A 25,541-nucleotide genomic window follows, 5' to 3' on the forward strand; every position below is an offset into this window, starting at 1 on the left:
GCCTGCTGTCTGCGGCTCCATAGAAACCACAGTCGCTACGTCGAATAACGCCAACTGAGCGAGAACAGTCACTATACGGGAATAAAATTCCTATCTTTGAACGATTCTAAGCGTCGTGCACTTGGTGCACGCTCTTCTACGTCTGTTACTCTCTGAAAAGATAATGAATATGACTGTACCATGTGAAGGCTTCTATGACACGCTGTGTTGTGCGCTACGACTCCCAGATACAGACGAGAGTTGACCAACAATTTGCTACCCGAGAGCAACCGCTTTTTCTACCTGTACAGTCACAACGACGCTCGAAATAGGTGGTAAGACATATAATTGCGGGACGGATTCTACCGGTCGATGGAAGACGATGGACAGGTTATTATCTCGCTGGACACCGAACTCGGCTGGGGATTCCACGGGTACGATGAGGATCAGTCTCTCAGTGAGGACGGCCGGGCCGAACGGGAGAATATCCACCGTCTCCTCGACCTGTTCGACGAGTTCGAAGCACCGGCAACCTGGGCCATCGTCGGACACCTCTTTCTGGAGTCGTGTGATGGGGATCACGCGAGTCTCGACAGACCCGAGTGGCCGCACACCGGTGATTGGTATGCGCAAGATCCCGGGACAGACGTAGAATGTGACCCGCTCCGGTACGGGCCGGATATTATCACGGCGATCGAGACAGCCGCCCCCGACCACGAAATCGGGTCACATACGTTTTCACACGTCGTCTGTTCGGAACCGACGGTGACGCCGGACGTGTTACGTTCGGAGATAGAAGCGAGTCGTGAACTGGCTTGCGAGCGAGGGCATGACGTGTCGACGCTCGTGTATCCGCGGAACGAGGCAAGGTACCGGCCGGCGCTGTCCGAACAGGGAATAACGGCGTATAGGGGGAAGTCGCCGGCACGAAAGGCAGTCGAGACGGACACGCTCGGAGGGGTTCGTCGATACCTCCGCTTCATGATGGGCTGCGAAGCACCGGTTGTCGTCCCGAGGCGGGACGAATCGGGCGTCTGGGACGTCCCGGCCTCACAGCGACTTTCGTACAATCCCGGCAGTAGCAGTCTCAACGAACGGTTCTCGGAACATCCTCGTGTAACAATGGCGAAACGGGCTATCGAACGTGTGAGTCGAGACGGGGGTGTATACCACCTCTGGGATCATCCTCACGCGTTCACGCCGGAGATGTTCAGAGACTTGCGGCAGATATTGCAGGCCGCTAGGAAGCGGGAAGTCGATATCGTGACGATGCGCGAAGCGGTCGAACGCGTCGACCGAGAGGTGACCGATGACTGACCGACTAGCCTTCTTCGTCGGGTCCACGACACCGTTCAACGTCAGACTGGACGTTCAACACTACGTCTGGATGCTCCGAGAGCGATTCGATATCGACCTCGTGGCGACCGACTTCTCGGGGTTCAGTTCGGCAGTGCTGGCCGACGTGGCTCAGCACGGTGCCACTCACGCATCGAACCGGCCCGGTGAGTATCGTGCAGTTCGTGAGTATCTCGACGCGCACGACCCCGCGGCTCTCGTCCACGTCACACGTTCGGCGCTTCCGCCGTCAGTCGTGGCCGGTGCCGCGAAAAGCAACGGCGTGCCTGTCGTGTATCGGTACGGGTCAGACGAACTCTACACCTATCGTGTGGCGAGCGGGTGGCGAAAGGCCGGCTACTTCTTCCGGAATAACGTCCTCGGTCGTGCTATGCTCCGTCTCTCGGACGTACAGATGGTCTTCGGGCCGACGGCGAAACGCAGGCTCACGAGCCGTGGTTGTGAGCCCGACAACGTCGTCGAATTACCCCCGCCGTTCGACCCTGGCCGGCTGACCATGGATGGGGACAGTTCAGCCCACACAGTGGCCCCACGCGACAGAGATCTCGTCCTGTTCGTCGGTCGCCGGATCCGGTACAAGGGGTTCGACTACCTCGTCGAACGGATTCCAGAGCTCATCGAGTCGCGTCCGTCACTGCATTTCGCGTTCGTCGGCGGCGGGGACAGAGACCCGGAACTGCCGCCGCCGGCCGACGACCACGTCACCGTCGTCGGCGAGGTGGAGCCCGAGTTCATGGGCGCGTACTTCGACGCCGCGGACCTGCTTGTCCACCCCACACTCACAGAGGCGTTCGGGCGAGTCATCGTCGAGGCCCAGCTCGCTGGAACCCGAACGCTCGCACGAGATGTCGGCGACGTCGCAGTCGCCACCGAAAACACGTTCGAGACGGATCAGGAGTTCGTCGATTCGGTCGTCTCGTTCGAAGACCTCTCGCTCGAAGACGGGACGCGATTCGATCGAGCGAAACTCAAGCCAGAGTACGTTTCGTTCTTCGAGCGGCTCACAGCGCGGTGAGACGAACGTTTAATATCCCGCTCCGCCGCACTCTTGAGACATGCACACCCCGAAGACGGTCGTCTTCGGCCTTGATGGTGCCCACTTCGAGCTCATCACGCCGTGGGTCGAGTCCGGTGAGTTGCCGAACGTGCGGAGAGTCCTTTCGGAAGGCATCTCTGGGGATCTGGAGTCCGTCCTCCCGCCGGTAACCTCCCCAAACTGGAAGGCCTACGCTACGGGGAAGAATCCCGGGAAACTTGGGATCTTCTGGTGGGAGAACATCGATACGGACGAACAGCGCGTGAGCTATCCATCGCACCGAAAGCATATACACGAGGCCTACTGGGATCACATCGGGAGAAAGGAATCAGCCGGTGTTCTGGGCGTTCCGACCACGCACCCGGCGAGCCCGGTGAATGGCTTCCTGGTCTCGGGAGCACCCGACGGCGAAAACAGAAACTACGCCTATCCGCCATCCGTCGAGGCGGAGCTGAACGAGCAGTTCGACTATCGTGTGACGAAACGTCACCAGCTCAAAGACCAGCGCGATGCCGCGGTCGAAGAGATCTTGGCACTGATCGACCAGCGATTTGAGGCCGCGAAACACCTCTGTCAGGAGTTCGAGCCCGCGTTTCTGCAGGTCACGACGTTCTACATCAACTCCTTACACCACTATCTCTGGGACGACGATGCGACGCTAGAGGCGTGGCGGATTGTTGACCAGCATCTCGGGGACTACCTGGACAACGAGACGAATATCGTTCTGATGTCCGACCACGGATCGACAGAGATAGAGACCGTCTTCAACATCAATACGTGGCTGGCCGAACAGGGATATCTCGAACTCGACAACCAACTCTCGCGGGGGCTGTTGTCACTGGGAATAAACCGTGATCGGATCGGCAAGGTCGCGGGAACCCTGAACTTACGAAACTTCGCCGCGGAGCACACTCCTCAGTGGGTACTCGACCACTTACCCGCCAGTGATGGCACAGTCAACCGCGAAAGCAAGATGCGCAACGTCCACTGGGATGAGTCGGTCGCTCTCGCCAGTGGCCAGGGTCCGGTGTATCTCCTTCTGAATCGGGACGATGAGCGATACAACCGGCTCCGTGACGAGATACGAACACAGCTCGAGTCGTTAACTGACACTCGAGGACGGTCCGTGGTGGAGACGGTCCACGACCGCGAAGACGTGTATCACGGCCAGTATCTCGACGAAGCGCCGGATCTGATAATCGAGCAGGCAGATGGAGTCCACATTTCCGGCGCTGTCGGCCACGAGGAAATCTTCACCACGACCGATGCGACCGGATGGCAGGCGGAAAACAAACTCCACGGCCTGTTTGCGGCGCACGGCCCGTCTTTCACGACCGGGCAGGTCGCCGACCTCTCGATTCTTGACCTCGCACCGACGTTGCTTCACCTCCACGGACTCCCGGTCCCGTCAGACATGGACGGCGAAGTCCGGATCGATGTCTTCGACGGAGAGTCGGCGGCCAGTCAGCGGACCGTCGAGCGACGAACGATGGACAGGCAGTCTGCAGAACTCGGCCGGATCCGTGATGTAGCCCAGTCGCTGGATGGGTTTTGAGGCGGTCAATCTTTGTAGCCGAGCGCTTCGAGGCGTCGTTCGATCGTGTCGTCGGTTACACGGTCAGTATCGGACGAGTCTGCGTCCGAGCAGTTAGCAAGGCGGTCGGTGACATACGCTTCGAGACGGTCTCGGAGCGAATCGTCGCCGACATCGTCGAACGTCAGATCGCCGGACGTTTCGTCGACCGAACACCGGCAGGTTTCGTCTCGCGTCCGGACTGCGTACCGACGGCGGTTCGCGTCGTCGCCTTCTCCTCGTGCCTGCTGGTAGACAGCGCGGTCCGCATCGCCGTCACCGACCGCCAAGAGCGACCTGCCAGGGAGGTCGGACGGTCCGAGGTCGAGCTCCGAGTGAACCGTCGAGACGATGTCGATCGTACTCACCGGCGTCTCGACGACAGTGCCGTTCGTTTCGGGAGTCGACAGCAACATTGGCACGTGAGTGAGTTCATCGTCGAGGTATCGGGGATGGCTGTAGTAGCCGTGTTCCCCGAACGCTTCCCCATGATCCGCAGTGAAGATGACAAGCGATTCCGAGAGGAGTCCGCGTTCGCGTAGCGCGTCGAGGAACTGCCCGATATGGTGGTCGTTGTACGCAATTTCGGCGTCGTACAAGTCGAGAAGCGTTTGGCGCTCGTCGTCTGTAATAGAGTTTGGGTCACGGATCGCGCGTCGAAAGAGCGACTGTGCGTCGGACGCGGACAGCTGTCCGTCCAGATACCGACTCTCGAACGGTTCTGGCGGTTCGTACGGACCGTGGACGTCCATATAGTGGTTCCAGAGGAAGAACGGCCGGTCGTCGAGTGAATCGAGCCAGCTGAGTGCCCGGTCGTTAATCTCGTCGGCCCGGGCGTAGTGGCGGTTACGGAGCTTGTCGAGGGCGCGCTGAGCGAGTGCGATCAGTTTGTTCTGCCCGAGGTGCAGGTCGTCGTCGAAGGTATCGAAGCCCACGTCGTAATCGTAGGCACGCGAAACGTAGGGGTTCGAGTGAAAGCCGCCGGTCGCGAAACCGGATCGAGATAGTGTCGCGGCCAGCGAGTCTGAGACGAGGTGATAGCTCTCGTCGATGGCTCCATCGGGATACTGACCGGTTAGTAGCCCTGGAACCCCTTCACGAGTGTGTGAGCTGACGCTATGTGCCGCAGTGAATCGGAGCGCGTCAGCCGCAAACTCGTCCAGTTCCGGAGTCGTTTCTCGGTCGTACCCGTAACAGGACAGGTGATCCGCTCGAAGTGCATCGGCAGTGAGCAGTACGATGTTGTCCCAGCCGTCCGGCATTGTCGTGAGGACGACGCCCAGCGTAATATTTCTTAAGAAGCGGTTGTGTCGGCTCGCGTTCGACGGCCCGACGAGTGGATTCGTTCAGTTTCGGGACGACGAAGGTAGACTACGGCCGATTACGGTATGTTTTTCACGGTGATACGACAGACCACAGACGAATGCCGACAATCCTATTTCTCAGTAAAGCACCACCCTATCGACATACTGGTGCCGAACAGGTCGTCTGGAACGTCGGAACCCATCTGGCGGCGAACGGCTGGAACGTCCACTTTCTCTGTCCGGAAGGGGACGATCCCCCGGACGTCGAGAATATCACGTACCACCATCTATCGACGCCGGACTCGTTTTTCGCCGAGAAGGCCACGTTCTTCCTGAAGGGAATACCCGCGTATCGGCGAGTCCGAAGTGCGATCCAACCCGATCTCGTCTACGATAATGCGTCTCCGTTCCCCTTTCTCTACGCGTACGCAGCCGACAGCGACCGGCTCATAACTAAGGTTCACGCGGTGTACGGGCTGAGCGCGTTTCAGAACAAGGACCATCCGATCACGCAAATCGGAACAATTGTAGGCGAGCAGATGTATCGTCTTGTTGATGGGTCGAACATCCTGACGATCTCCGAATCGACCAAGGAGCGGCTCTCGGGTCTCGTTCGGAAAAACGCCGGAGAGGTTACAGTCGTCACCAACGGTATCGATACCGAACGTTTCGAATACGCGTTCAGTCCTGACGGGCCGGTGCTGTCACTCTGTGAGTTGACTCCTCGAAAGAACGTCGAGATGCTGTTGCGTGCTTGGAAAATCGTCGAGACACGGACGGTAGTCGAGAGAGAGCTGATAATCGCCGGGGACGGACCGCAGCGCGAGTATCTCGAGGGGCTCGCTAACGAACTGACACTCTCGACAGTGTCGTTCGTCGGCTACGTCTCCGAATCGGAAAAGCACGATCTGTTCGAGGAGGCGTTTTGCTACGTCCTCCCGACTCGAATGGAGGGGTTCGGACTCACGAACCTCGAGGCCATGGCTAGCGGATGTGTCGTAGTGTCGACCGACGTGCCAGGCGTTCGTGACTACCTCATCGACGGCGAAAACGGATATACGGTCCCGTCAGACGATAGCCAAGCACTGGCCGAGCGGCTGTCGAGCGTACTGAACGCCCCGGAAGAACAACGAAGGATAGCGAAATCGGGACACCAGACGGCCGAACGCTACGATATTTCCGACGCAGCCGAGGCCGAGCGTAAAGTGCTGACGGAGAAGATGGCGGCGAGGGCGGGGAAGCAAAAGCGTCTTTGACAGCGGTCGGGAAGAGGATTACCATGACCAAGACCATCGTTATCGGCCTCGACGGCTCGAACTGGCCGCTGATAGAGCCGTGGATAGCCGATGGAACTTTGCCGAACTTCGGCCGGCTCCGGGACGGGGGTGCATGGGGAGTCTCACGGAGCCACCTGCCGCCGGTCACCTGCCCGAACTGGAAATGCTACGCGTCCGGAAAGAATCCCGGCAAGCTCGGTGTCTACTGGTGGGAGCGGATCGACACCACGGACCAGTCGATGCACCTTCCAGACGCGACGGACTTCGAGAGTCCCGAACTCTGGGATTACCTGAACGACGGCGGTGAGTCCGCGGCCGTGGTCAATCTCCCGATGAGTTATCCACCCCGACAGATCGACGACGCCATGGTCGCCGGCGGTCCACGCTCCCGCGAGGACGACTACACCGTCCCCGCCGAACTCCAGCAGGAACTCGAAGACCAGTTCGACTACAGGGTCCACCCGCCGAACGTCCTCACTTCCAACGAGGACGCCGACGAAGAGGTCGAAATGGTGTACGACCTGCTTCGAACTCGCCTCCGAACGGCACAGTATCTACTCGAAGAGCGCGATGTCGACTTCCTACACGTCACGTTGTTCCACCTCAACGTGTTACAGCACTACTTCTACGACGCACTCGAGACGCGGCGTGCGTACGAAATCATCGACGAGGAGCTCGGATCGTTCATCGATTCTGGCCACGACATCGTCCTGATGTCGGACCACGGGTGCACCGAGATCGACACAGTGTTCTACGTCAACAACTGGCTTGAGGAACACGGGTATCTTGCGACCGAAACCTCGCTCACCTCGCGTCTACACGACTTTGGTATCACACAGGAACGCATCGCGAACGTCGTTCGGACGCTCGGACTCGAAAAGCGGATCCGGCCGCTCGTCCCCAGAGCGGTCATCGAACGGTTCCCGAGCGACGAAGGCGTCGTCCGAGAGGAGAAACTCAAGATGGTCGACTGGGAGAACACGACAGCGATCGGCAGTGGTCAGGGCCTCATCTACGTGGTCGCCGACGATGAGGCCGAGCGCGAGAGAATCCTCGATTCGCTGGAATCCGATCTCGCAGAGGCAACCGGCATCACCGGCGATCCCATCGCTCGCGATATCCACCGGAGAGAAGACCTGTACGAAGGTGATTGCGTCGACTCTGCACCGGACCTGATCTTCGACCAACGAGAAGGTGTCCACACGAGCGAGGCCATGGGCCAAGACGAAACGATGTCCGCGCCGACGAACTGGCGAGGCGAAAACGTACCGTCGGGTCTCGCACTGTTCTACGGGACGGATATCGAGCCGGGGAACTTCGGTGAGATCCAGATTACGGATATTGCGCCGACTATACTCCACTGGCTCGGTTACAGAGTGCCGAACGATATGGACGGGCGACCCGTAACCGAAATTTTCGCGTCCGACAGTGACACTGGAACGCGTTCAGTTACCACACGAGACCCGCTGACGGATCGGGGCAACGGCACCGACCAGCTCGACGACGAGGTCAAAGACCGTCTGGAGCAGATCGGATATCTGGAGTGATGTCGTGGACCTGTTCCGCGTCTCCCGATCAATGATACCCTAGGTCTTCGAGAGCGGACTTCGTGTCCTCGTCGACTTCGAACCGCAGCCCGTCGAACGAAACCTCACGGCTGTCCTCGTTGTGTTTTCGGAGCGCAGTGCGGAGTTCGGCTTCGACCGCCGGATCAGAAACGGGAGAGTCGTCACGGAGCAGTAGCGTTCGGCTGCCGAAGAGGTAGTTGATCACAGATTGGATCGCTCTCTCGACATGGTCTCGGCTGAAGTCCGACGTGGCGAGGTGTTTTCGAATGTATTTGAACTCCCCGTCTCCGACGGACTGGAAGGTGAGTGGACCGCCGTGGATACGCGTCGTCGAGTGAACGAACCGCTTCGGTGCGTCTGTCAGAAGCGATGTCATATCAGCACCCTGTACCGCATCCGGAACGTCCAGACCGAGCGATGCTCGTACTGTCGGAAGCAGATCAACTAACTCGACGAGCGCTTCGTCGTCAACGTCGAGGTCGGTCCAGCGGTCCGATCCTGGCTTGTAGATCAGTGGAACGTGGATCAACTCGTCTGTGGGAAAAATCGCCTGGTGACCGACGAACGCGGAGGGTTCGAACAATCCTAACCGCCGACGCGTATCGGCGGGGAGCAGGAGGGAGGAGACCGACTTGACCAACGGGTGAGCGAACTCCATCCGGGCGTGTTCGTCGAAAACCTCTCCGTGGTCGGCGGTGACGACCATTTCGGTATCGTCGTAACACCCGTTATCACGAAGCACATCGACGAGTTCGCCGAGTTTCTCGTCCGAGTGCGAGACAGCACGCTTGTAATGTCGACGCACTGTATCGACCTGTGTACGGGGTCGCTCCTGCATCGAACGAGCGGTCCCGTCTCTGTCGGGGTGGCTCTCCACCGGAGCCATCGGTTCGTCGACGTCGTCCGGAGTGAGATAAGGGTGATGCGTACCCATCGCCCAGACTACGACGAAGAACCGATCGTCCGCGTGGTCCTCGACCCACGGGAGCAGTGCATCGTTCAGTTTCTCCATAAGCCCCGGTTTGGTTGGGTCGCCATCGGTGCCGAAGTGATAGAACTCGTCGAAGGCCTGTTCGAATCCCCGTTCCGGCGAGACGCCGTAGGTAGTGGAGAAACAGGCGCTCGTGATATCCGCTTTCGAGGCGCGGTCCGCCAGGTGGGGCATCTCCGGCGTGAGCGAATCGGCGTACTGATGACACCCGTGTGCGGTCGGATACAGGCCCGAAAAGATGGAAGCCGACGAGGCGTACGTCCAGGTCGCCTGGGCCCAGGCGTTCGTGAGGCTGACTCCGTTCTCGGACAGGCCGTCCATCGCAGGAGTTTCGGTATCTGACTCCGCAACCGCATCGTACCGGAGGCTGTCGAAAACGTAGAGGATACAGTTCTCGGCACGGTCGCTCATTACCGTATCCTTCCGAGGATGACCCATAAAACAGCACCGCTTGGAACGGCTAGTCGGGACCGGCCGAGTTCGCGGGAGCCAGAACCGATACGCGCCGTTAGGACGCGCCCTCGAATACATCGCGAAGCACCTCAGTCAACCGCGTGGACGCCCGTGCCCAGGTATACTCTCCGAGGGCCTCCGCGGTGGCGCGGACCTGTTCGTCGTCCGTCCGCTGGAGCATCCGCCAGACACCGTCTGCGATGTCGTACGGGTCGTCAGGGTCGACGTATTCCGCGGTCTCGCCGAGGATCTCCGGAATCGCACCCACCCGCGAGGAGACGACGGGCGTCCCGACAGCCGCCGCTTCCAGCGGCGGGAGTCCGAACCCCTCGTATCGGGATGGGAAGAGAAATAGCGCGGCGTTTTCGTACGCGTATCGCAGTTCCTCGTCGGAGACGTATCCGGGCTGGCATATCGCATCCGCAGTAGAGGGGGAGAACTCTTCGGGGTCCAGTACGTCATACGTGGCGTTCTGCGAGGGGCCGACGACGACGAGCGAATGGTCCGTGTCGTGGGTCTGCTTGAACCGCTCGAACGCCCGCAAAACGCCGGCGAAGTTCTTTCGTTCGCTCTGTGCACCCACGTAGAGGAGATACGGTTCGGGGAGTTGTAGCGTCGCGTCACCGGTGGCGTCGCCCAGAAACCGGTCGCCGATGCCGTTGTAGACGACGCTGATATCTGCCGACGAGACCGGCAAGTGAGTGGCGATCTGGCGCTTCGAGAACTCGGAAACCGTCACGATGTGGTCCGCCCTACTCGCGACCCGAGGTAACAGGCGCTTCCGGAAGGCGACGTAGCGATCTGACCCGAATCCGCGGTACTCGGGAACGCCGTGGATCATCACGATGACCGGAAACTCGGTCGGCCGAAGCGGGCAGAGAGTGTTCGGGAAGAAGCCGATATCGACGCCAGATCGCGCCGCCAGCGTCGGGAAGAGCGCCTGCTCCCAGAGTATCCCGAACGGCAACGATTGCGCGTAAAAACCCGTGCTCTCGACGGTATACTCTTGGGCCGCTTCCCGGAGCGAGTCGTGCCCGAACACGGTCGTCCGGTCGACGTTGGTGGGAAGTCGCTTGGCGTGGGTCATACCGACTCGGACGGCTCCACCCGGCTCTTCGACCGTAAAGGTCCGCCCGCTTACTCCGACGTGCATAGACTAGTACGAAAGGGTCCCCTGCGTCCGGCTTTTTTGTTCCGGTTCTTACGTCGAAGCAGTCAAGATTGGTAGTTCACTAAGGGATAAAGTCTTAAACAAATATATTAAAATCTTGGATTGATGGCCCAAGTCATACGGTCGTTACTCGACAGCCTTAGGGATCTATGCCAATACCCTCAACAGGCTTGAATGACCACCAGGGTTTGAATAACACATGATAGATTCCTACTAACAGCCGATAATGAACAATACAAACTCCAGGCTGCACCCGTCGGAGATTGGCAATGCACATCTCAAGGAAGATTATCATATATAGAGAAGGCGGTGTTCAGATAAGGATGAATAGCGAGGCGGTGTGTTTTCTGAGTGCCTATGCCCGAAAACACACGCCTCGGCGAGAGTATCGACCAGATCGACTTAGCGTTTGTTGAACGCGAGGCGACACCGCGACTGCTGATGAAGATCGGTATTCAGTTGCACCTCGCTAGACTCTCGCTTTCGAATACAGTTTAGATTCTTTATACATTCGGTGTCGAGCGAGCGCGATCCACCGTACATAATTGGGTTCATAAGGCAGATCTACAGCCCGAAACTGGATGCAGTCCGGATCACGTTGCGGTCGACGAGACCGTGATCCGACTCAACGACGAGCAATACTGGCTGTACGCTGCGGTCGATCCCGACACAAACGAATTACTCCATACAAAGCTTGAACCGACCAGAACAAACGTTATCGCTCGCGCATTCTTTGCCGAACTCCGCGAGAAACACGACGTTGACGACGCTGTGTTTCTCGTTGACGGTGCAGCACCGCTGAAAGACGCCTGCCAGCGACACGGCCTCGATTTCAGATACGAACGCCATGGAAATCGAAACAGCGTCGAACGTATCTTTCGTGAGGTAAAACGCCGTACCTCTTCGTTCTCAAACTGTTTCAGCAACGCCGACCGAGACACAGCTGACGACTGGCTCCAATCATTCGCCTTCGCATGGAATCACCTAATCTGAACACTACCATAGAGAAGATGATAAGATATATGCCTGAGTAACAGCAGGTTTCTGCTTAACGAACAACGTACAGGAATGGGATCGAACAATAATGTTGAGTACACGGTGGCAATGTGTAATCTCAATAACGATGATACACTTGAAGAATCCCTCAGGAGTGTTGCCGATCAACTTGATGATCGGTTCGAGATTATCATTGTCGACGATGGGTCTACAGACGGTAGCTTAGAGACTCTTAATAAGCTCGAAGCAGAAAATTCACAATTGAGAGTGGTAGATGGCAGTAACAATAATCTGGCTGAAGCTAGAAATCAATCGTTCCGAGAGGCTGAAGGTGATTATATTCTAGAGTCGATGGATCTTGATGATAAATATTCGGAAGGGATCTTAGATTTTGTAGAGGTGTTTGAGCAGATTGATAGCCAAATTGATGATCAAATATACTTAAAAGGCAAATCGATTAATATTGCGTCAAGGGATCTTCTACTACGATACCCGTATCGAAGTTTAGGATATGGCGAGGACAGGGACCTTTGGCGCCGATTATTTGCTAATGACAATATCATTTGGCTAGATCACGAGCCCTTTTATGAAGTCATGCGTGAGGACTACAGATTACGAGAACACATTCGAAATGTATTTAATATTATCGTGGTAGATTTCCGGTCAGGAATCTCATTCTGGAGTTTTCTAAGCTATTCGTTAAGAAATATTCGGAGAGAACCAAGGACAAACTTGTTTAGATTGTGCGCTTCCCTATTTGCCTTTCTAATCGCCATAAGCCGTGGCCGATACACTGGACTATCAGAAGAATATCGGCAGATGGGCGCACTAGATCAGTCAATTAGTAACCAATCAGTGTCATTGGCTGAACTTGAGGAACAACGTGGTATTACGATTGATCGAAGTCGTCTATCAAATCGAGGTGAAGATCTTTTCTATGATGGGAACTATTTGTCTGAGTAAAGTTTACTATATTTATATTCCAAATAGAACTAGCCAACATAGATATATATCAAAATGAGTCTACGGAGAACTGTCGTTCAAGTATTTTCGTCTCAAATTGCAACAAACTTCGCAAGTATCATTGCATTCGTCTATTTCACTAGAGCTCTTGGCTCTAACGGGTATGGTTCATATGTCCTGTTTCTCGGCCTAGTAAACCTCGCCAATTTTGTTGCTGGGTTAGGAATCGGTGGCGCGGTGAAAAAGCGGATTAGTGAGGGTGAACCAGATGTATTTCTAACTGGCCTCTGTTTGAGTCTGATACCACTAGTCATAATTCTATCAATTATAGCAATTTTACTCCCGTACGTAAATTCATATATTGGTGTTCAGGTAGGTCACTATCTCCTCCTCGCAATAGTGATTTCTCAGTTTGAAAAATACTTAATCGTTTCAGTCGAAGGCCAGGCAGATGTCGATACCGCCGCATCAGGCCGACTTTTGCAGCGTATTGTACTAGTTACATCGGGTATCTGCTTGATATATATGGGTTTTGGGGTACTGGGGCTGGTAGTCGCCCTGATCGTGAGTTGGGGTGTAACAAGCCTTTGGCTTCTAACTCACCTATCTGTTGACCTGGGTTGGCCGACGATGAACGCGGCTTATTCACTCGTGGAGTACGCAAAGTTTAATTTCGTCGCCGACGCGGGTGGGAGATTATATAATTGGACCGATACATTGGTTATCGGATTATTTCTCGGACAATCTTTTGTCGGAATCTATGAAGTTGCTTGGCGTATCTCCGGCTTCACGACGATTCTGGCAAAATCGATCGGCAAAACAATATTCCCGACAGTCAGCGAGTCTCACGCACGCGACAAGATGAACACTATCGAATCGCTCATTCCGAATGCGGTCACCGGTGCTATCGTATTGATCGTCCCGGCAGGAGTCGGAGCCTTAGTGGTCGGCCAGGAACTTATTCAGGTTGGATTCGGGACCGAGTACGTGGCTGCTGCGACTCCGCTGGTTATACTGATGTGTGGTCGCATTTTTGAGGGTTTCAAAGATGTTCTCGGTGAGGTACTTTTCGGAATTGATCGTCCCAAAGACAACGCTAAGGCAGTGTTCGTATTCATTATCTTAAACATCCTCCTGAATATAGTGTTTGTACAGGAATTCGGATTACTCGGCGCAGCAATCGCGACGTCGACGGCATTCGCGTCGATGTCAGCACTCATTGCATATTATTTAAGCAAAGTCATCACCATCAAAATTGATTGGTGGCAACTCTTGATGGTCTGCTTCGCCTCTGTCGGGATGGGTGCTGCCGTTTTGGGTATGAAGCAGATCGTCCCAGCCGAGAGTGTGGTCAGTCTAGCCGCTCTAATAGTCTTTGGTGTAGCGGTGTACCTAGTTTTAGTTGCCGCCCCGAAACAGACACGCCAAACGATTCAAGAACTCGCTGGGGAAATACTATAGTGGTCCTTAAGCCGCAATTCTGATCCGCTGTGTTAGAGTTCATGGACAACTTACTGATGTGACTGGGGGGCATTCGTCCGGTATTCTCGTGGAAAGACCCCGAGACAGACCATTTTTCTATCCAGCATAGTTCACTGAACTGCTGGATTTACGTCCGATCACTGACGTCCGTCCACAGATGCTTCCCAAAACAATTGGACGTTATCAGTGCCAGATGGCGGGGCAAAACTGAACCATACGTCAAACGTTGTATCCGTTATATCAATAACTCGGAAACTGTCTACACTGGACCCAGTAGAAGCTGATGTGACTTGGACGTTTGACGGACTGCCAAGGAGATTATGGTTGACTGTGAACCCCTTCGTAGTCCCATCGCCGTCAAATTTAGACAACCCACGGTCTTTTGTCTGTCCGATGCCGTCTCCTCTGCCCCAAAGTATTACACTCGCGTCGTCTGTCGGCTGCGGTAGTTGGCCGTCAGTGGTATCCCATCCGGTGTGGCCGCTGGAGATGAAAGACTGGAGTTCGAATTCGTTGTATTCGCCGCCATTGTAGAGAACAGCTGCATTATCGTTTTTATTGAGGTCATCAAGCGAGAAGTGACCCCCCTCAACATTCGTTGTGTCTCCAAGTCGAAGACCATAACCACCATTGTTCACAGACCGGCCACCACCGATATGAACAGAATTACTGTCCACAACGAGACCGTCGTTGCCGAACCCAGACAGGTCAACAATGCCAACTTTAATGGGACCATTGAATAATACGGCTGGTAACGATTCCACCTTGTCGCCATTGGCATATATGCTATTAATTAATCCACCTGAGTTGATTTCCAGTGACCCTCCTGATTTGACTGTGATGTGATTGATGTTCACATTAAATCCGGAGTCAAGCGTTACATCAACACCGTCGCCGTAAATCTGGTCGGCCCAAGTGGGCGTGCCGAGATAGATACCGTCTGTGCTGGCGTAACAATGCAGAAACGCGACACGAAATCCCGTACCGGTGAACTCGTCAGTTTTCTGTTCGAGTGTGAATGGTCGTCCACCACTATGATGTGAGAGAATCTCGCGGGCGACCGAGTCGTTGGGGCCGCGCCACACGATGTTATCGCCGTCACAGTACCCGACGAACAGTGAGCCGATGATGGCTTCAGGCTGGTCGAGATGATTGGCGGGAGTGGTTGTCCCCTGTCCCATCTCCGAGTAAATGCCCACGTCTGCACAATTGTCAATCCGTAGATTATCGATGTACGTCTGTTTGGCGTAGAGTTGGACGCCAGTGCCAGCGGCGTTGTTCGCCTTGTTACCGTCGACGAAAACGTTTACAAGCCCGATATTGAATTTCGCACCATTCTGGATGGTTCCTGTATTCGATCCAGTGAGCGAGTCGAAATTCTTTGACTTGATGAGGTCTGTATTACTTCCCTCAGCGGCTTTGACGCGAATATTATAGAGGTAAACGTTTGAGGGAATCTCGATAGGATTGGACAGGATAAATTCTTGATTCCGGCCATTAACGATACCAATGCCAAGCTCATCTGTTCTGGGTTGAGCATTATCAAGCGCTTCCTGGATCTCAGAGGCGCTAAGATTTGCGTCGAGATAGTGATGGGATCCGATGTTTCCTTCATCTGTTTGGAGTGCTTCGAACTTCGCGTCAGGAGCACGATTCTGTTCAATCACGTCGTCGGTAGACGTATCGGCAGTCGCGACGAGCAGTGACGGTGTCGATGGCGGTGTATTATTGCCCCTAATCTCATACGTAATTGACTCGTCTGGATCGGCCGCGTCAGGGTCGAACGTCAGGTAGACATAATTTTGCCCGTTACTGTTGGGCAACAAGAGCGCATCAGAGCCGCTTTGCTCGTCCGGGAAAATATCGTAGGCCAACGTCTCATCGCGGATTACTGCATGGCCTCTGCCGATTTGGAGTTCATTAGTTGACCAACTCGGGGAAAGACTGAGACCACGTTCGACATAATCCGACTGATTGTGTTTCGCTGCGACTTCGGCTAGGTTGGTTTCACTCAGTGCGTCTCCGCCGTTGAAAAGGACCTTTCCAGTCATTCGTTTATTACAGTAGTTGATTCGCTTACAGCTGTGTTTTCGCCAACAATTGCCTCTGGTGACTCGTCATTGACTGGCGTCTCTTGTTGTGGAGTGGAGGATGGCGTTTCTGTGGCGGTCTCGTTTGATGTCCGTTCCAGAAGACTGCTACAGCCGGCCACCACTGATGATAAAATAGCAGCCAAAACACCACGTCGGTAAGCCATAGAATAGTTCATCTATGGTTACGGTATATTCTTTCTGAACTCGTCCTCTCGGATGTTATCACAACAGCATGCAACGTCTCTGAAACGTGGACTACGTTACGTCTGGCAGTTCACCACAGCCGACGTTATAGATACCCCAGATCCTCGAGTCGGTCCTCAACATCGTTCTGCTCCCGATCTTCTTCGAGTTCATTGAGGACCGTCCGGAGAAGTTCGTTTACGTACGCTTCGGTCGAGTCGAAACCGGCGATCTCGGCTCGTTTGGAGAGGCGGTCGGGGAGGTCGTCGTCGAGTGCCACATCCATACAGAGTTATCGTCTCGCCGTCTAAATAAGAACCAGGGTGTCGAACAGAACACGACGAGGAGATCCAGACGGTGTACGGAGTAATCGTCACACCTACAACCGGGCCACCTCTTTCGAGAGGTAACAGTCATGTCCGACGTGAGAGAGGCCTTGGACACCCTCCTCTCCGAACGACCAGAGGCGCGGGAGGCCCTGGCGGAGATACACGATGTCGACGAGGACGGGGCCTGGGAGTTCGAGGATATAGCAGTCGATTCCGGACTTTTCGGTGAAATCGTCTCGCGTGGTATCGTCGAGAAGGACGACGGAGCATACCGGTTAGTCGACAGGGCTGCCGTCGCGGCTGCACTGGAGGGGCGATCCGAGCCTGATTCACCGGAGGAAACAGACGAATCGAGTACCGTGTCGGACCTGTTGGATATCGATTGGCGTGCTGCCGGGCCATTCGTGGCGAGTCTCCTCTTTGTCGCGCTGATGCGAGTCGTGTTCGCCTTGGGCGCGGTCTTTCGCGACGGGCGGATCGTTCTCACGGGGAACGATCCGTATCGGCGTCGATTTCTGGTCCGCTCACTTCTCGACGGGCATCCGGCGTTTGACCCGACAGCGCTGGCGGCGCTACCGGACGTGGTCCGGACTGGAGAACCGTTAACTCTCACTGTCCTGTGGTGGATATCCGCATTGTTCGGTGGAACAGAGCAGGCGGTCGGACAGGTGCTAGCGTGGTATCCCGTCGTCGCTGGTGTCGTCGTCGCCGGGCTTGTGTATGGCATCGCCATCCGAGTCTCCGGTGACAGGCGCGTTGCCCTGGCGGCCGTTTGCTTGCTCGCAGTCACGCCGGCGCACGCGTATCGAACGTCGCTCGGGTTTGCAGACCACCACGCGTTCGATTACGTCTGGCTTGCGGCCACGGTGTACGGTCTCGTCGTGACGGCCGGGACGACCCGTGATATCGGGCTGCCTGATCGAACGACTGCAGGCCTTACGATGCTCGTCCTCGGTATCTTCGGGCAGATATACGCGTGGCACGGTGGCCCGATACTGCTCGTCCCACTGGGGATCTGTCTGTTCGTCCTTCCGCTGGGTGATCTGAAGGCAGGGCGGAATCCGCTGCAAGCGAACCGCGGTCTGCTGGGTGCGCTGGCGGTGGCCGCCGTCCTCACCCTCGCGGTACACGTGGCGGTAGAGTGGGGAACGCTCGTCAGGGCACTCATCCCGACGCTGATAGCGTTCTTCGGGGTGGTATCCGTCGGTTTGGCCTGGCGGCTCTCGAAGTCGGGCTATGGGACTCGGCAGGTCGCGCTTGTCGAAGTGGGGGTCGGTACACTCATATTCGGTGTGGTCTGGGCAGCTATCCCACAGTTTCAGACGGTGTTGGGCGACCTCGCTGCATACTTCTCGCGAACGAACGAGACCAACATCGCAGAAACACTCTCCCTGTTCAGCGGTCAGCTGGGCGTTGTCACGGGGCCGATCCTGCTGCTTGGGTTCACGCTCTTTCTTGCGTTTCCATACATGGTCTGGGGCGTCTGGCAGGCGAGGGACGACGGTGAGGCCGGCTGGACCTTCCTCTCGGTGTACGCTTGGTTTTTCTTTGTGTTGGCTGCCGCTATCCAGATACGGTTCGCAGCTCAGTTGGCGGTCTTCGCTTCCGTCTTTGCTGCCCTCGGCTTTGTCCATCTCGCGGAGTGGGTCGATATCGCCGAGCCACCTCGACCGTTCGCTTACAAGAAGGCTGTTGGTTCGGAGGATTTGAGTTGGCGGCCGACACGACAGTCGAAAAATATAGTACTCGCGTTAGTCATGCTCTTCCTGTTGGTTGGGGGTATCGGAATCATCCAGACTCCGATAAAGACACAGCAACTGGCGATAGACGGGGAGAGTTACGAGGTCGGAGAGTGGCTCGCGGAAGCGTCCGCCGATCAAGACGGAGACACATACGTGTTCAGCCAGTGGGGTCAGAACCGGTTCTACAACTTCATAGTCGGCGGAGATTACGGGAGCTATGGATACGCCCAGGAGCACTATGCTGAGTTTCTGGCAGCAACCGATGCAACATCGTGGGCGAATCGGCTTCGTGATCAGAGTTCGAACACGTATGTCGTAATGGGGCCAGTCTCGGCTGACTTTCGGGACTCTTCGCTACAGACCAGATTACACCAACAACTCGGAAGCGCATCTGACTCGGCTCGAGGCCTGTCCGATTTCCGTCTAGTGTATCTAGACGAGGGGTCAGAGTATCGGGTTTTCCGTCCAGCAAAAACAGCGACACTGGTCGATCAGCGTGAAACGAACGGACCAGTGACACTGTCGACGGATGTCACCGTCTCCAACGAGACGATCACTTACGAGCGGCGACCGAACGCTGGTCCGGACGGCTGGTACAGCGTTCGTGTCCCCTACTCGGGAACCTACGCTGGAGACGAAAGCAATCGAACGGTCACGAGCGAACAGATCCACGAGCAAGCAATTCTCATGCCACAGGCCGTCATAGGCCGCTCAGATTCCGGGGCCGTCGCTCACTACGATTTCGACGGGAAGTATCACCCGAATTATACCGCCGAGACCGTCGGCGGATATCACGGCCGAATCAACGCCACGTCACGGATCGAACGACGTACTGATGACGGACAAGCACTCGCGCTTATGGAACCAACCAGTCACGTCACTGTCGAAGACATACCGCCGCTTGTTACTGAAAACGACTCGTTCACCGTCAGTATGCACCTACGTGGGAATCTCACCAGGGATGGAGCATCCTTCCCGACCGTCCTCCAATTCCAAGGGCCGAATGCATCGTTCGGTGTCTGGGCGCGCGATGAGGCCGGTGACTTCGGGGCGAGACTCGACATCAATGACGCGAACACCCGAAACTTCGGGATAGGGCGAGAGAGATTCTCGAACTGGACCCGGGTGAAGGTCGTATACAGTGCAGAAAAGAATGAACTACAATTGTACGTTGACGGGAAACTCGTTTCCGTCTCCGAGACGCCGGGCCGGTCGATAAACGGATTCGAACGACTCTACATCGGATCGGATGGGAGCCCGAGACAAGCAGCACCGGTTCTTATTGACGACCTCAGGGTGTACGACCGAGCGGTCCTCAATCGGACGGCCCCACCGAAGGATTGAGCGAACCTGCACGGTCGCGGAGTTTCGAGTGGGCGCTATCGAGTGTGTCGAACGTATAGCCGCGTTCAGAGAACACCGAGAGCAGATCTGTGAGCGTTCGGTCACCGCGGGCATTCCGCGAGTAGAGCAACCGATACGGGAGCGGTAGGTCGCTCCGACTTGGCGGCTTCACGAGGTCGTGCATGTGGATATTCAACACGAGGACAGACGGGGAAGAATACGACAGGAGCGAAGTGTAGGGCCAGCCGATGACTTGGCAGTACGAGAGGGCAGTCGGAATTCGGAGACGGTTCGAGTACACCGTGAACGGCAACTCGAAGAGGTCGTAATCGGCGTGGTACGTGGGACGGGACGGTTCACCTGTGTTGTCAAAGTGGCCGGGTCGCCACGAGGGGAAGACGCTGGCGTCGAACGCGTATCCGTGCTCGGCTAATAACTCGTAGTCCGACGGCTGAACGTTTCCGTTCGGGAACCGGTAGCCGACGGGCCGTTCTCCGAAGTAGTCACGGTATCGTTCGGTACTTCGTTCGATCTCTTCGGAAATCGATGTTTCGTCTCGGGGGCGGTGAGTGTGAGAGTGAGGGTGAAACGTCACTGGGACGGCGGCCTCACGAAGACGTTCGACCATCTCTGGATGGTGATCGAGAACTTCAGTCTGAACGAAACAGGTAAGTGGAACGTCGAACTGCTCGATAAGAGAAACGAGTGTACCGACCTCCTGTACGGACTGGTACCGGTTCTCCTTGAGCGCGGTTCCGAAGTCACACTCGAAGTCGACGGTCAGGTAGACACGGCGGTCGTCAGGCCAATCGTAGAGGGTGGACGATGACAGGGTCATAACCCCGTGTCGATTGCGCGGAGATGCTGTTTGAGTGCGTGGAGGATTATGCCCGTGAATACCGAAAAAATCCCGGAGAGCGTGAAAAAGACCGACGTGACGGCTAGTCCGAGGGGAAACGTCGTGGTGTTAATGTAATTCGCAAACGTCCAGTATCCGAAGCCGATACCAATACAGGAGACGACGAACCCCGGGATCGCGAGGACGAGCAGCGGTCGCTCCCGTTCGATGGTGGTCAGAAGATTGCTCACCAGCGTCAGACCGTGCTGTAGCGGACTGTGACTGCTTCCGTTCTCGACATCGTAGTCGACTGTTGTCCCTACTTCTTCGATATCGTAGTCGTTGGCGTGTGCGTGATGGAGGATGTCCGTACTCGCTCCCATGTGGTCGCCGAGTGTCTCGTCGGCAGCCAGCGATTTGATCGCACGGCGGTCGTAGGCCCGAAACCCGTTTTGGGTATCTCTGACCCGAGACGACGGCCGAACGACGCCCAGACTGAGGTTCGTCAGGAGGTTCACAACCCCGATTCCGAATCGCCGATACAGTGGGATATCCGTCTCCGCCGCCTCGTCGAACCGACAGCCGACTACGACTTCAGCATCGGTCCGTTGCTGGTGGGTGACCATTCGCTGGATGTCCGCCGGGTCGTGTTGCCCGTCGCCGTCGAGCACAGCTAGATGTGCGGCGCCGCTATGCTCGGCCTGCCGAAAGGCTGTCTTCAGTGCGGCTCCGTATCCTCTGTTCTGCTCATGTTCGATGACCACCGCCCCGGCCTCCCGAGCGGCAGCAGCCGTGTCGTCGTCACTCCCGTCGTCAATGACCATCACCTTGTCGACGTAGTTGGCGGTTTGCTTGACGACTGTGTCGATAGTAGACGCTTCGTTGTATGCCGGGATCGCTGCGAGAACGGTCGGCTTGCTCTCTATTCGAGAACTGTTCTGTGATTCGACCAGATACGTGTTGCTCTCTCTGAATATCGTCGAACTACGTTCGAAATCGATTGGTTCACCTGGATCTTCGTGGTAGATTACCCCGGGGAAACCGTGTTGTTTGGCGTATTGTCGCAGTCTTTTTTTGCGTTCTGCTTCGTCATCTTGCCGATCGACAGTAACGATCGCAGCATCTAAACGGTCCGCGAAGGCAAGCGATTCGTGATAACGACTTTCGTCACTGACGACGACGACGTCGTGACCGCGGTCACGTGCACGGAGTATGAGGCCGGCGATAGCGTCGCTGTTGCCTGTCGTCGGAATGGCGACGAGAGGGCGGTCGCTACGGGGGGTCGACGTGTCAGCGCTTGATTCTTCATCGAGACTGTCCATAATTTCAAGTTATCGGATCCATGCCGACTCTGCCTCCCGAGATGTCAGTGTGTGGATCCACCGCTCGCCTCTTTGTTATCGTGAGTTGAGTAATAGTGATTACGGTCTGGCCTCCGCAAAGTCACGTCCTCGCCGACACAAACCTAGAGGACTGACTTCTCCCGATGAGCGAATAACTGTCCGTTATCACAAGACGACATTCGACGGCCGAACTCTCGTATTAGCCCGCTGAGACGTTGACCCAGAGGTGGGTTTCCCGGTAGGCGTTCGAGACGGACGGTTCGGCCGGCGGACTGTCCCTGTAGAGTAAGTACGCCAGTCGCAGTCGCTGGCCGGTCATCGTCGGTTCGATTTGGCGCGTCCGATGCACGGTCTTGTTGTCCTCGACCGTCGCACTGAATCGTCCGAGTTCGCGCTGTTCCATCACCCGTGTGGAGTTGTTACTCGTTTCGACTCGCTGTAACATCGACACGACGGTGTACTCGACGGTCCCGTGTTCGTGGTTGCCGATCCCGACGACGACCGGTTTCGACTGTCCGACGGTGAACTCGGTGGGATAGTCGTCGGCGACTAACTCCCCGTCCTCGTTCTCGGTCAGCAAGTAAAACTCGGTGAAGCGCTCGCCCTGATTGGGAACGGTGACGGCGTAGGCGACGCTTCCGAACGCTAACATCACGCTCAGGACCAGCAGCACGTTTAGCGCGAGATCAGCCCGGCCATCCGGTTCTAACAACTCTGCTTTGCCAGCTACGACCCACTCGCGGTAGGGGGCCGAGAAGCGCTCTGACTCTGGAAGTGCCCAGCGGCGTCGTGCGGCGATGGCTGTCGCCGCCAGCGTGAAGCCGTTTAGGCCGATGAGGATCGGGACGAGCCGGATCCCCCACGGCGTGAAGTTCAACACGAGGCCGATCAGCGGGACGATGGCGATGCTCAGCCCGAACGAGAGAGCAACGCGTTCGATTCCGTCGATGCCCGACGATTCTGAGTCCGTCGCGTCGGGGTCGCTCTCGGAATCAGCCGGCGATTCGCCGGCTTCGGGAAACAGCGCGGCGATAAAGACGTACCCGGGGACGAACAACACGAGCGGCAGGCCGAGGACGACACGCAGCGGCGTCTCGTTCAGCACCGGTACGAGGACGAACAGATCCGTCACGAGGAGAACCGCGAGTGCGGCTCCGAGATCCGCCGGGAGTTCCCGGATTTGTCGAGGGAGGAGAAGTCGGAGTCGGTCCCCAGTAGCCATTAAGTGGTCCTTGTCCGGTGGGTGTCAAAAGCCTCTTGATATGACGAGCGTTCAATCGTCGGCCGAGCGACTGGTGGAACCGATATCGTCCAGGGTGTCGAGGATTTCGGCTGCTGAATCGGCTGAAACTGACCGCGAGGCGAAGACGGCTCGTTCGTACAGTTCCGTTGCGCGTCGGAGCGTTTCGACGCTGCTCTCGTCGCCGTCCCGACGATACTGGTGGTAGAACTCCCAGTGGGTCGCGGATTCTTCGATCCCCGACCGACGTTCGAGGTCACGGCGGAGTCCGGTGTACGCGAGTTCGACGGCTGCGTCCGGTCGGCCGGCCGTGAGTTGTTCACGTGCCATGTCGAGCAGGGACTCGCCGCTCCCATCGCTGCCTTCGGCCACCCCCACCGTTGGCCCGTCGATGCTCGTCGGTCGATCGGCGGCCCGATTGCGTCCCCGACGACGCCACCAGCGATAGCCGAGGTAGCCTCCGAGGAGTACGAACACACCGGCGACGAGTCCTCCGATCCACAGCAGGCTCCCCGCTTGCGTTATGGTCGCAGTCGTCCCGGCGGTGGACGATTCGAGGTTCGTCCCGTCTCCCTGGTAGGCAGCCTGAACGTCCAGTGTCGTCACGGCATCGCTGAGACCGGATTCGAGCAGTTCCGTTGGCACGACCATCGCCGTCCGGAACTGGCCACTGGGACCGGTCGTCGCCGTCCCGAGTGTCGTCCCGTTCGCTCGAATCTGGACTTCGTGCCCGGCGATCCCACCCTGCCCCTCGGCGTCAAGTCGTCCCGAAACACGGAGCGATCGCCCGTCAGTCCGTGTCGCGGAGACCGTTAGTTCGGTGGGGGTTTCGGCGACCTGAATAGCGGCAGTACCGTTCGCTGGCGCGAGTGCCCGGTCGCGTGCCAACAGCGCGAGTCGGACCTGCTGGGAGCCGGGATCCACCGCCGCTGGCAGGTATAGGTTCGTCCGGAACGTCCCGTTCGACCGGGTTCGGTTGACTGCGAGGAATTCGCCGTCGGTGACGACGGCGACCGAGACGTTGCCTGCGCCGGCGTCCTCGTGTCCGACCCAGCCGTCGACGGTGAGCGTTTCGTTGAACCGAACGTCCGTTGGCCGAACGTCAACGTCGACGGTCGGTTGGACTTGTGTAACGTTGACCGAAACGTTCGTCTCTGTACTCGTGTACTCCGACGTGCTGTTGGGAACGAACCGAACGGGGACGGTGCTGGCATTCACCGGTATCGTCGCTGGTCGATAGTCGACGGTGAACTCGCTAGTCGCGTTCGTTTGCGTCTGGTACGTTTGATTCGCGATCCGCATCCGCACCCGCTCGTCGGCCAGTGCTGTCCCGTTCTGTAGTGTGAGCTGTCCGTCGATTCGGATTGGGTCGACGAACGACCCGCGGGGATTCTGCGTGGTTGCCGTGATTGAGACGACGGTCAACCAGGTTTCTCGAACGACTTGCTGTGTGTCGACGATCTCTTCTCGGTTTTCCTGCACTGATTCGATGGCGTCGGAGTAGTTCGTCCCGCTGTTTTCCTGAAGTAGTCGGTAATTGCGGAGCAGGTCCGTTCCCGTTTCGTCGGCACGCCGGGAGCGGTTGTCGAGTTCCCGTGCCAGTCGCTTGTACTGGCTGTCGTTGAACGAGACTACGTCCCCGGGCTGTATCGTAGCGTTCGATTCGGAGGCGTTCACCTGCTCGGCGATCGAGGCGTTCATGCTCGTTCCATTTATAAAGGACAGATCGGTGAGTGCCGTCCGGTTGTCTCGATCCGTGAGGTTCGCGGTTCCATTATAGACGCCGTAGAGTCGCCAGTAGGCGTCGGCACTGGCTGCGTATTCGCGCTGGTTCTCACGGAGCGATCGCAGCAACTCCGCGCGGTTTTCGCTGCCCGTCTGTGAGGCGACTTCGGCGTATCTATCCAGCAGGTCGCCGTACTGAGAGTCTTCGAGTGAGTCGCGAACCTGGTCGTAGTCGCCCCCACTCAGGTTGACCGACCCGCTACGGATGCGTTCGGCCGCTTGCTGGGCGAGCTGGCGCTCGACCGGACTAAGGCTTCCCTCACTGCTGACTTCGGCGGGATCGCGCTGGTCCGACGGACCAGATGCCGTGTCCCGATCGCCGGCGAGAGCAGCGTCGCCAGCAAGTACGCCGACGCTCACGCCGGCGAGCAGGATCACCATTCCTGTGATCAGCAGCACGGCGGCCGTGCGATCGATCACCTCGTCCCCGGGGGTCACAGCGGAGACACGTCCGCGCCGCGATAAAACTCTTCGTTCTCCGGCGGGGGACCGTCA

At 57.0% G+C, this 25,541-nt stretch carries 17 protein-coding genes and 1 pseudogene; 9 read left to right on the forward strand and 9 right to left on the reverse strand.

Translation table 11 applies throughout. The features are described from left to right. Window positions 1–351 precede the first annotated feature (351 nt). From MU521_RS15050 to MU521_RS15060, 3 genes are read left to right on the forward strand one after another with little or no spacing between them, the layout of a single operon-like run. Window positions 352–1,296 carry a polysaccharide deacetylase family protein gene (locus MU521_RS15050; protein WP_092695304.1) on the forward strand — a complete coding sequence of 315 codons (945 nt, stop codon included), beginning with the start codon at window positions 352–354 and terminating at the stop codon, window positions 1,294–1,296. Beyond that, entirely contained in the window at window positions 1,289–2,350 is a 1,062-nt protein-coding gene (locus MU521_RS15055) for a glycosyltransferase family 4 protein (protein ID WP_092695302.1), read from the forward strand. The genes MU521_RS15050 and MU521_RS15055 overlap by 8 nt, the downstream gene beginning before the upstream one ends. A 40-nt stretch (window positions 2,351–2,390) precedes the next feature. Next, window positions 2,391–3,926, forward strand: coding sequence for an alkaline phosphatase family protein (locus tag MU521_RS15060; RefSeq protein ID WP_092695300.1), 1,536 nt, complete (start codon window positions 2,391–2,393; stop codon window positions 3,924–3,926). Between the two features lie 5 nt (window positions 3,927–3,931). On the opposite strand, the gene MU521_RS15065 is transcribed toward MU521_RS15060, so the two are convergent. Continuing rightward, on the reverse strand, window positions 3,932–5,206 hold the full coding sequence (locus tag MU521_RS15065) for a sulfatase (RefSeq protein ID WP_092695298.1): 1,275 nt from the start codon (window positions 5,204–5,206) through the stop codon (window positions 3,932–3,934). 161 nt (window positions 5,207–5,367) lie between these two features. Here MU521_RS15065 and MU521_RS15070 point away from each other — a divergent pair, with 161 nt between their 5' ends. Then, window positions 5,368–6,504: a glycosyltransferase family 4 protein gene (locus MU521_RS15070; RefSeq protein ID WP_092695296.1), complete on the forward strand. Its 1,137-nt coding sequence runs from the start codon at window positions 5,368–5,370 to the stop codon at window positions 6,502–6,504. 23 nt (window positions 6,505–6,527) lie between these two features. Continuing rightward, window positions 6,528–8,072 carry an alkaline phosphatase family protein gene (locus MU521_RS15075; protein WP_092695294.1) on the forward strand — a complete coding sequence of 515 codons (1,545 nt, stop codon included), beginning with the start codon at window positions 6,528–6,530 and terminating at the stop codon, window positions 8,070–8,072. 28 nt (window positions 8,073–8,100) lie between these two features. Here the strand turns inward: MU521_RS15075 and MU521_RS15080 are convergent, their stop codons facing one another. Together MU521_RS15080 and MU521_RS15085 are read right to left on the reverse strand one after the other, a co-directional pair. Continuing rightward, entirely contained in the window at window positions 8,101–9,495 is a 1,395-nt protein-coding gene (locus MU521_RS15080; protein ID WP_175452949.1) for a sulfatase-like hydrolase/transferase, read from the reverse strand. 97 nt (window positions 9,496–9,592) lie between these two features. After that, entirely contained in the window at window positions 9,593–10,690 is a 1,098-nt protein-coding gene (locus MU521_RS15085; protein ID WP_092695290.1) for a glycosyltransferase family 4 protein, read from the reverse strand. A 375-nt stretch (window positions 10,691–11,065) separates the two neighbouring features. Between MU521_RS15085 and MU521_RS15090 the strand changes: the two are divergent. From MU521_RS15090 to MU521_RS15100, 3 genes and pseudogenes are all read left to right on the forward strand, one after another. Next, window positions 11,066–11,701: pseudogene (locus MU521_RS15090) on the forward strand (IS6 family transposase). A gap of 75 nt (window positions 11,702–11,776) precedes the next feature. Continuing rightward, window positions 11,777–12,667, forward strand: coding sequence for a glycosyltransferase family 2 protein (locus tag MU521_RS15095; protein WP_092695288.1), 891 nt, complete (start codon window positions 11,777–11,779; stop codon window positions 12,665–12,667). A 54-nt stretch (window positions 12,668–12,721) separates the two neighbouring features. Then, window positions 12,722–14,128, forward strand: a complete 1,407-nt coding sequence (locus MU521_RS15100; protein WP_092695286.1) for an oligosaccharide flippase family protein — start codon at window positions 12,722–12,724, stop codon at window positions 14,126–14,128. A gap of 158 nt (window positions 14,129–14,286) precedes the next feature. On the opposite strand, the gene MU521_RS15105 is transcribed toward MU521_RS15100, so the two are convergent. Both MU521_RS15105 and MU521_RS15110 read right to left on the reverse strand, forming a co-directional pair. Then, window positions 14,287–16,200: a hypothetical protein gene (locus MU521_RS15105; RefSeq protein ID WP_139171193.1), complete on the reverse strand. Its 1,914-nt coding sequence runs from the start codon at window positions 16,198–16,200 to the stop codon at window positions 14,287–14,289. Window positions 16,201–16,531: 331 nt separating this feature from the next. Continuing rightward, window positions 16,532–16,711 carry a hypothetical protein gene (locus MU521_RS15110; RefSeq protein WP_092695280.1) on the reverse strand — a complete coding sequence of 60 codons (180 nt, stop codon included), beginning with the start codon at window positions 16,709–16,711 and terminating at the stop codon, window positions 16,532–16,534. Between the two features lie 129 nt (window positions 16,712–16,840). On the opposite strand from MU521_RS15110, the gene MU521_RS15115 reads away from it, so the two are divergent. After that, window positions 16,841–19,840 carry a LamG-like jellyroll fold domain-containing protein gene (locus MU521_RS15115; protein ID WP_092695278.1) on the forward strand — a complete coding sequence of 1,000 codons (3,000 nt, stop codon included), beginning with the start codon at window positions 16,841–16,843 and terminating at the stop codon, window positions 19,838–19,840. On the opposite strand, the gene MU521_RS21835 is transcribed toward MU521_RS15115, so the two are convergent. From MU521_RS21835 to MU521_RS15135, 4 genes are all read right to left on the reverse strand, one after another. Further along, window positions 19,812–20,678 carry a polysaccharide deacetylase family protein gene (locus tag MU521_RS21835; protein WP_092695276.1) on the reverse strand — a complete coding sequence of 289 codons (867 nt, stop codon included), beginning with the start codon at window positions 20,676–20,678 and terminating at the stop codon, window positions 19,812–19,814. The two genes, MU521_RS15115 and MU521_RS21835, sit on opposite strands and share 29 nt — an antisense overlap. After that, the gene (locus MU521_RS15125) at window positions 20,675–22,000 is read right to left on the reverse strand and encodes a glycosyltransferase family 2 protein (RefSeq protein ID WP_092695274.1); all 1,326 of its coding nucleotides are present in this window, start codon (window positions 21,998–22,000) and stop codon (window positions 20,675–20,677) included. Before MU521_RS15125 ends, MU521_RS21835 begins: the two co-directional genes overlap by 4 nt. A gap of 220 nt (window positions 22,001–22,220) precedes the next feature. Further along, window positions 22,221–23,243: a DUF1616 domain-containing protein gene (locus tag MU521_RS15130; RefSeq protein WP_092695272.1), complete on the reverse strand. Its 1,023-nt coding sequence runs from the start codon at window positions 23,241–23,243 to the stop codon at window positions 22,221–22,223. A gap of 51 nt (window positions 23,244–23,294) precedes the next feature. Beyond that, a complete protein-coding gene (locus tag MU521_RS15135) occupies window positions 23,295–25,484 on the reverse strand; it encodes a DUF4129 domain-containing protein (protein WP_092695271.1) in 2,190 nt (729 codons plus the stop codon). Between the last annotated feature and the right edge of the window lie 57 nt (window positions 25,485–25,541).

This window comes from Halorientalis regularis (assembly GCF_023698535.1).
GTDB lineage: Archaea > Halobacteriota > Halobacteria > Halobacteriales > Haloarculaceae > Halorientalis > Halorientalis regularis.

Bases quoted from the DNA above. Each gene is read 5' to 3' on its own strand.
- MU521_RS15050 (WP_092695304.1), top strand. From the start codon at position 352: ATGGAAGACGATGGACAGGTTATTATCTCGCTGGACACCGAACTCGGC.
- MU521_RS15055 (WP_092695302.1), top strand. From the start codon at position 1,289: ATGACTGACCGACTAGCCTTCTTCGTCGGGTCCACGACACCGTTCAAC.
- MU521_RS15060 (WP_092695300.1), top strand. From the start codon at position 2,391: ATGCACACCCCGAAGACGGTCGTCTTCGGCCTTGATGGTGCCCACTTC.
- MU521_RS15065 (WP_092695298.1), bottom strand. From the start codon at position 5,206: ATGCCGGACGGCTGGGACAACATCGTACTGCTCACTGCCGATGCACTT.
- MU521_RS15070 (WP_092695296.1), top strand. From the start codon at position 5,368: ATGCCGACAATCCTATTTCTCAGTAAAGCACCACCCTATCGACATACT.
- MU521_RS15075 (WP_092695294.1), top strand. From the start codon at position 6,528: ATGACCAAGACCATCGTTATCGGCCTCGACGGCTCGAACTGGCCGCTG.
- MU521_RS15080 (WP_175452949.1), bottom strand. From the start codon at position 9,495: ATGAGCGACCGTGCCGAGAACTGTATCCTCTACGTTTTCGACAGCCTC.
- MU521_RS15085 (WP_092695290.1), bottom strand. From the start codon at position 10,690: ATGCACGTCGGAGTAAGCGGGCGGACCTTTACGGTCGAAGAGCCGGGT.
- MU521_RS15095 (WP_092695288.1), top strand. From the start codon at position 11,777: ATGGGATCGAACAATAATGTTGAGTACACGGTGGCAATGTGTAATCTC.
- MU521_RS15100 (WP_092695286.1), top strand. From the start codon at position 12,722: ATGAGTCTACGGAGAACTGTCGTTCAAGTATTTTCGTCTCAAATTGCA.
- MU521_RS15105 (WP_139171193.1), bottom strand. From the start codon at position 16,200: ATGACTGGAAAGGTCCTTTTCAACGGCGGAGACGCACTGAGTGAAACC.
- MU521_RS15110 (WP_092695280.1), bottom strand. From the start codon at position 16,711: ATGGATGTGGCACTCGACGACGACCTCCCCGACCGCCTCTCCAAACGA.
- MU521_RS15115 (WP_092695278.1), top strand. From the start codon at position 16,841: ATGTCCGACGTGAGAGAGGCCTTGGACACCCTCCTCTCCGAACGACCA.
- MU521_RS21835 (WP_092695276.1), bottom strand. From the start codon at position 20,678: ATGACCCTGTCATCGTCCACCCTCTACGATTGGCCTGACGACCGCCGT.
- MU521_RS15125 (WP_092695274.1), bottom strand. From the start codon at position 22,000: ATGGACAGTCTCGATGAAGAATCAAGCGCTGACACGTCGACCCCCCGT.
- MU521_RS15130 (WP_092695272.1), bottom strand. From the start codon at position 23,243: ATGGCTACTGGGGACCGACTCCGACTTCTCCTCCCTCGACAAATCCGG.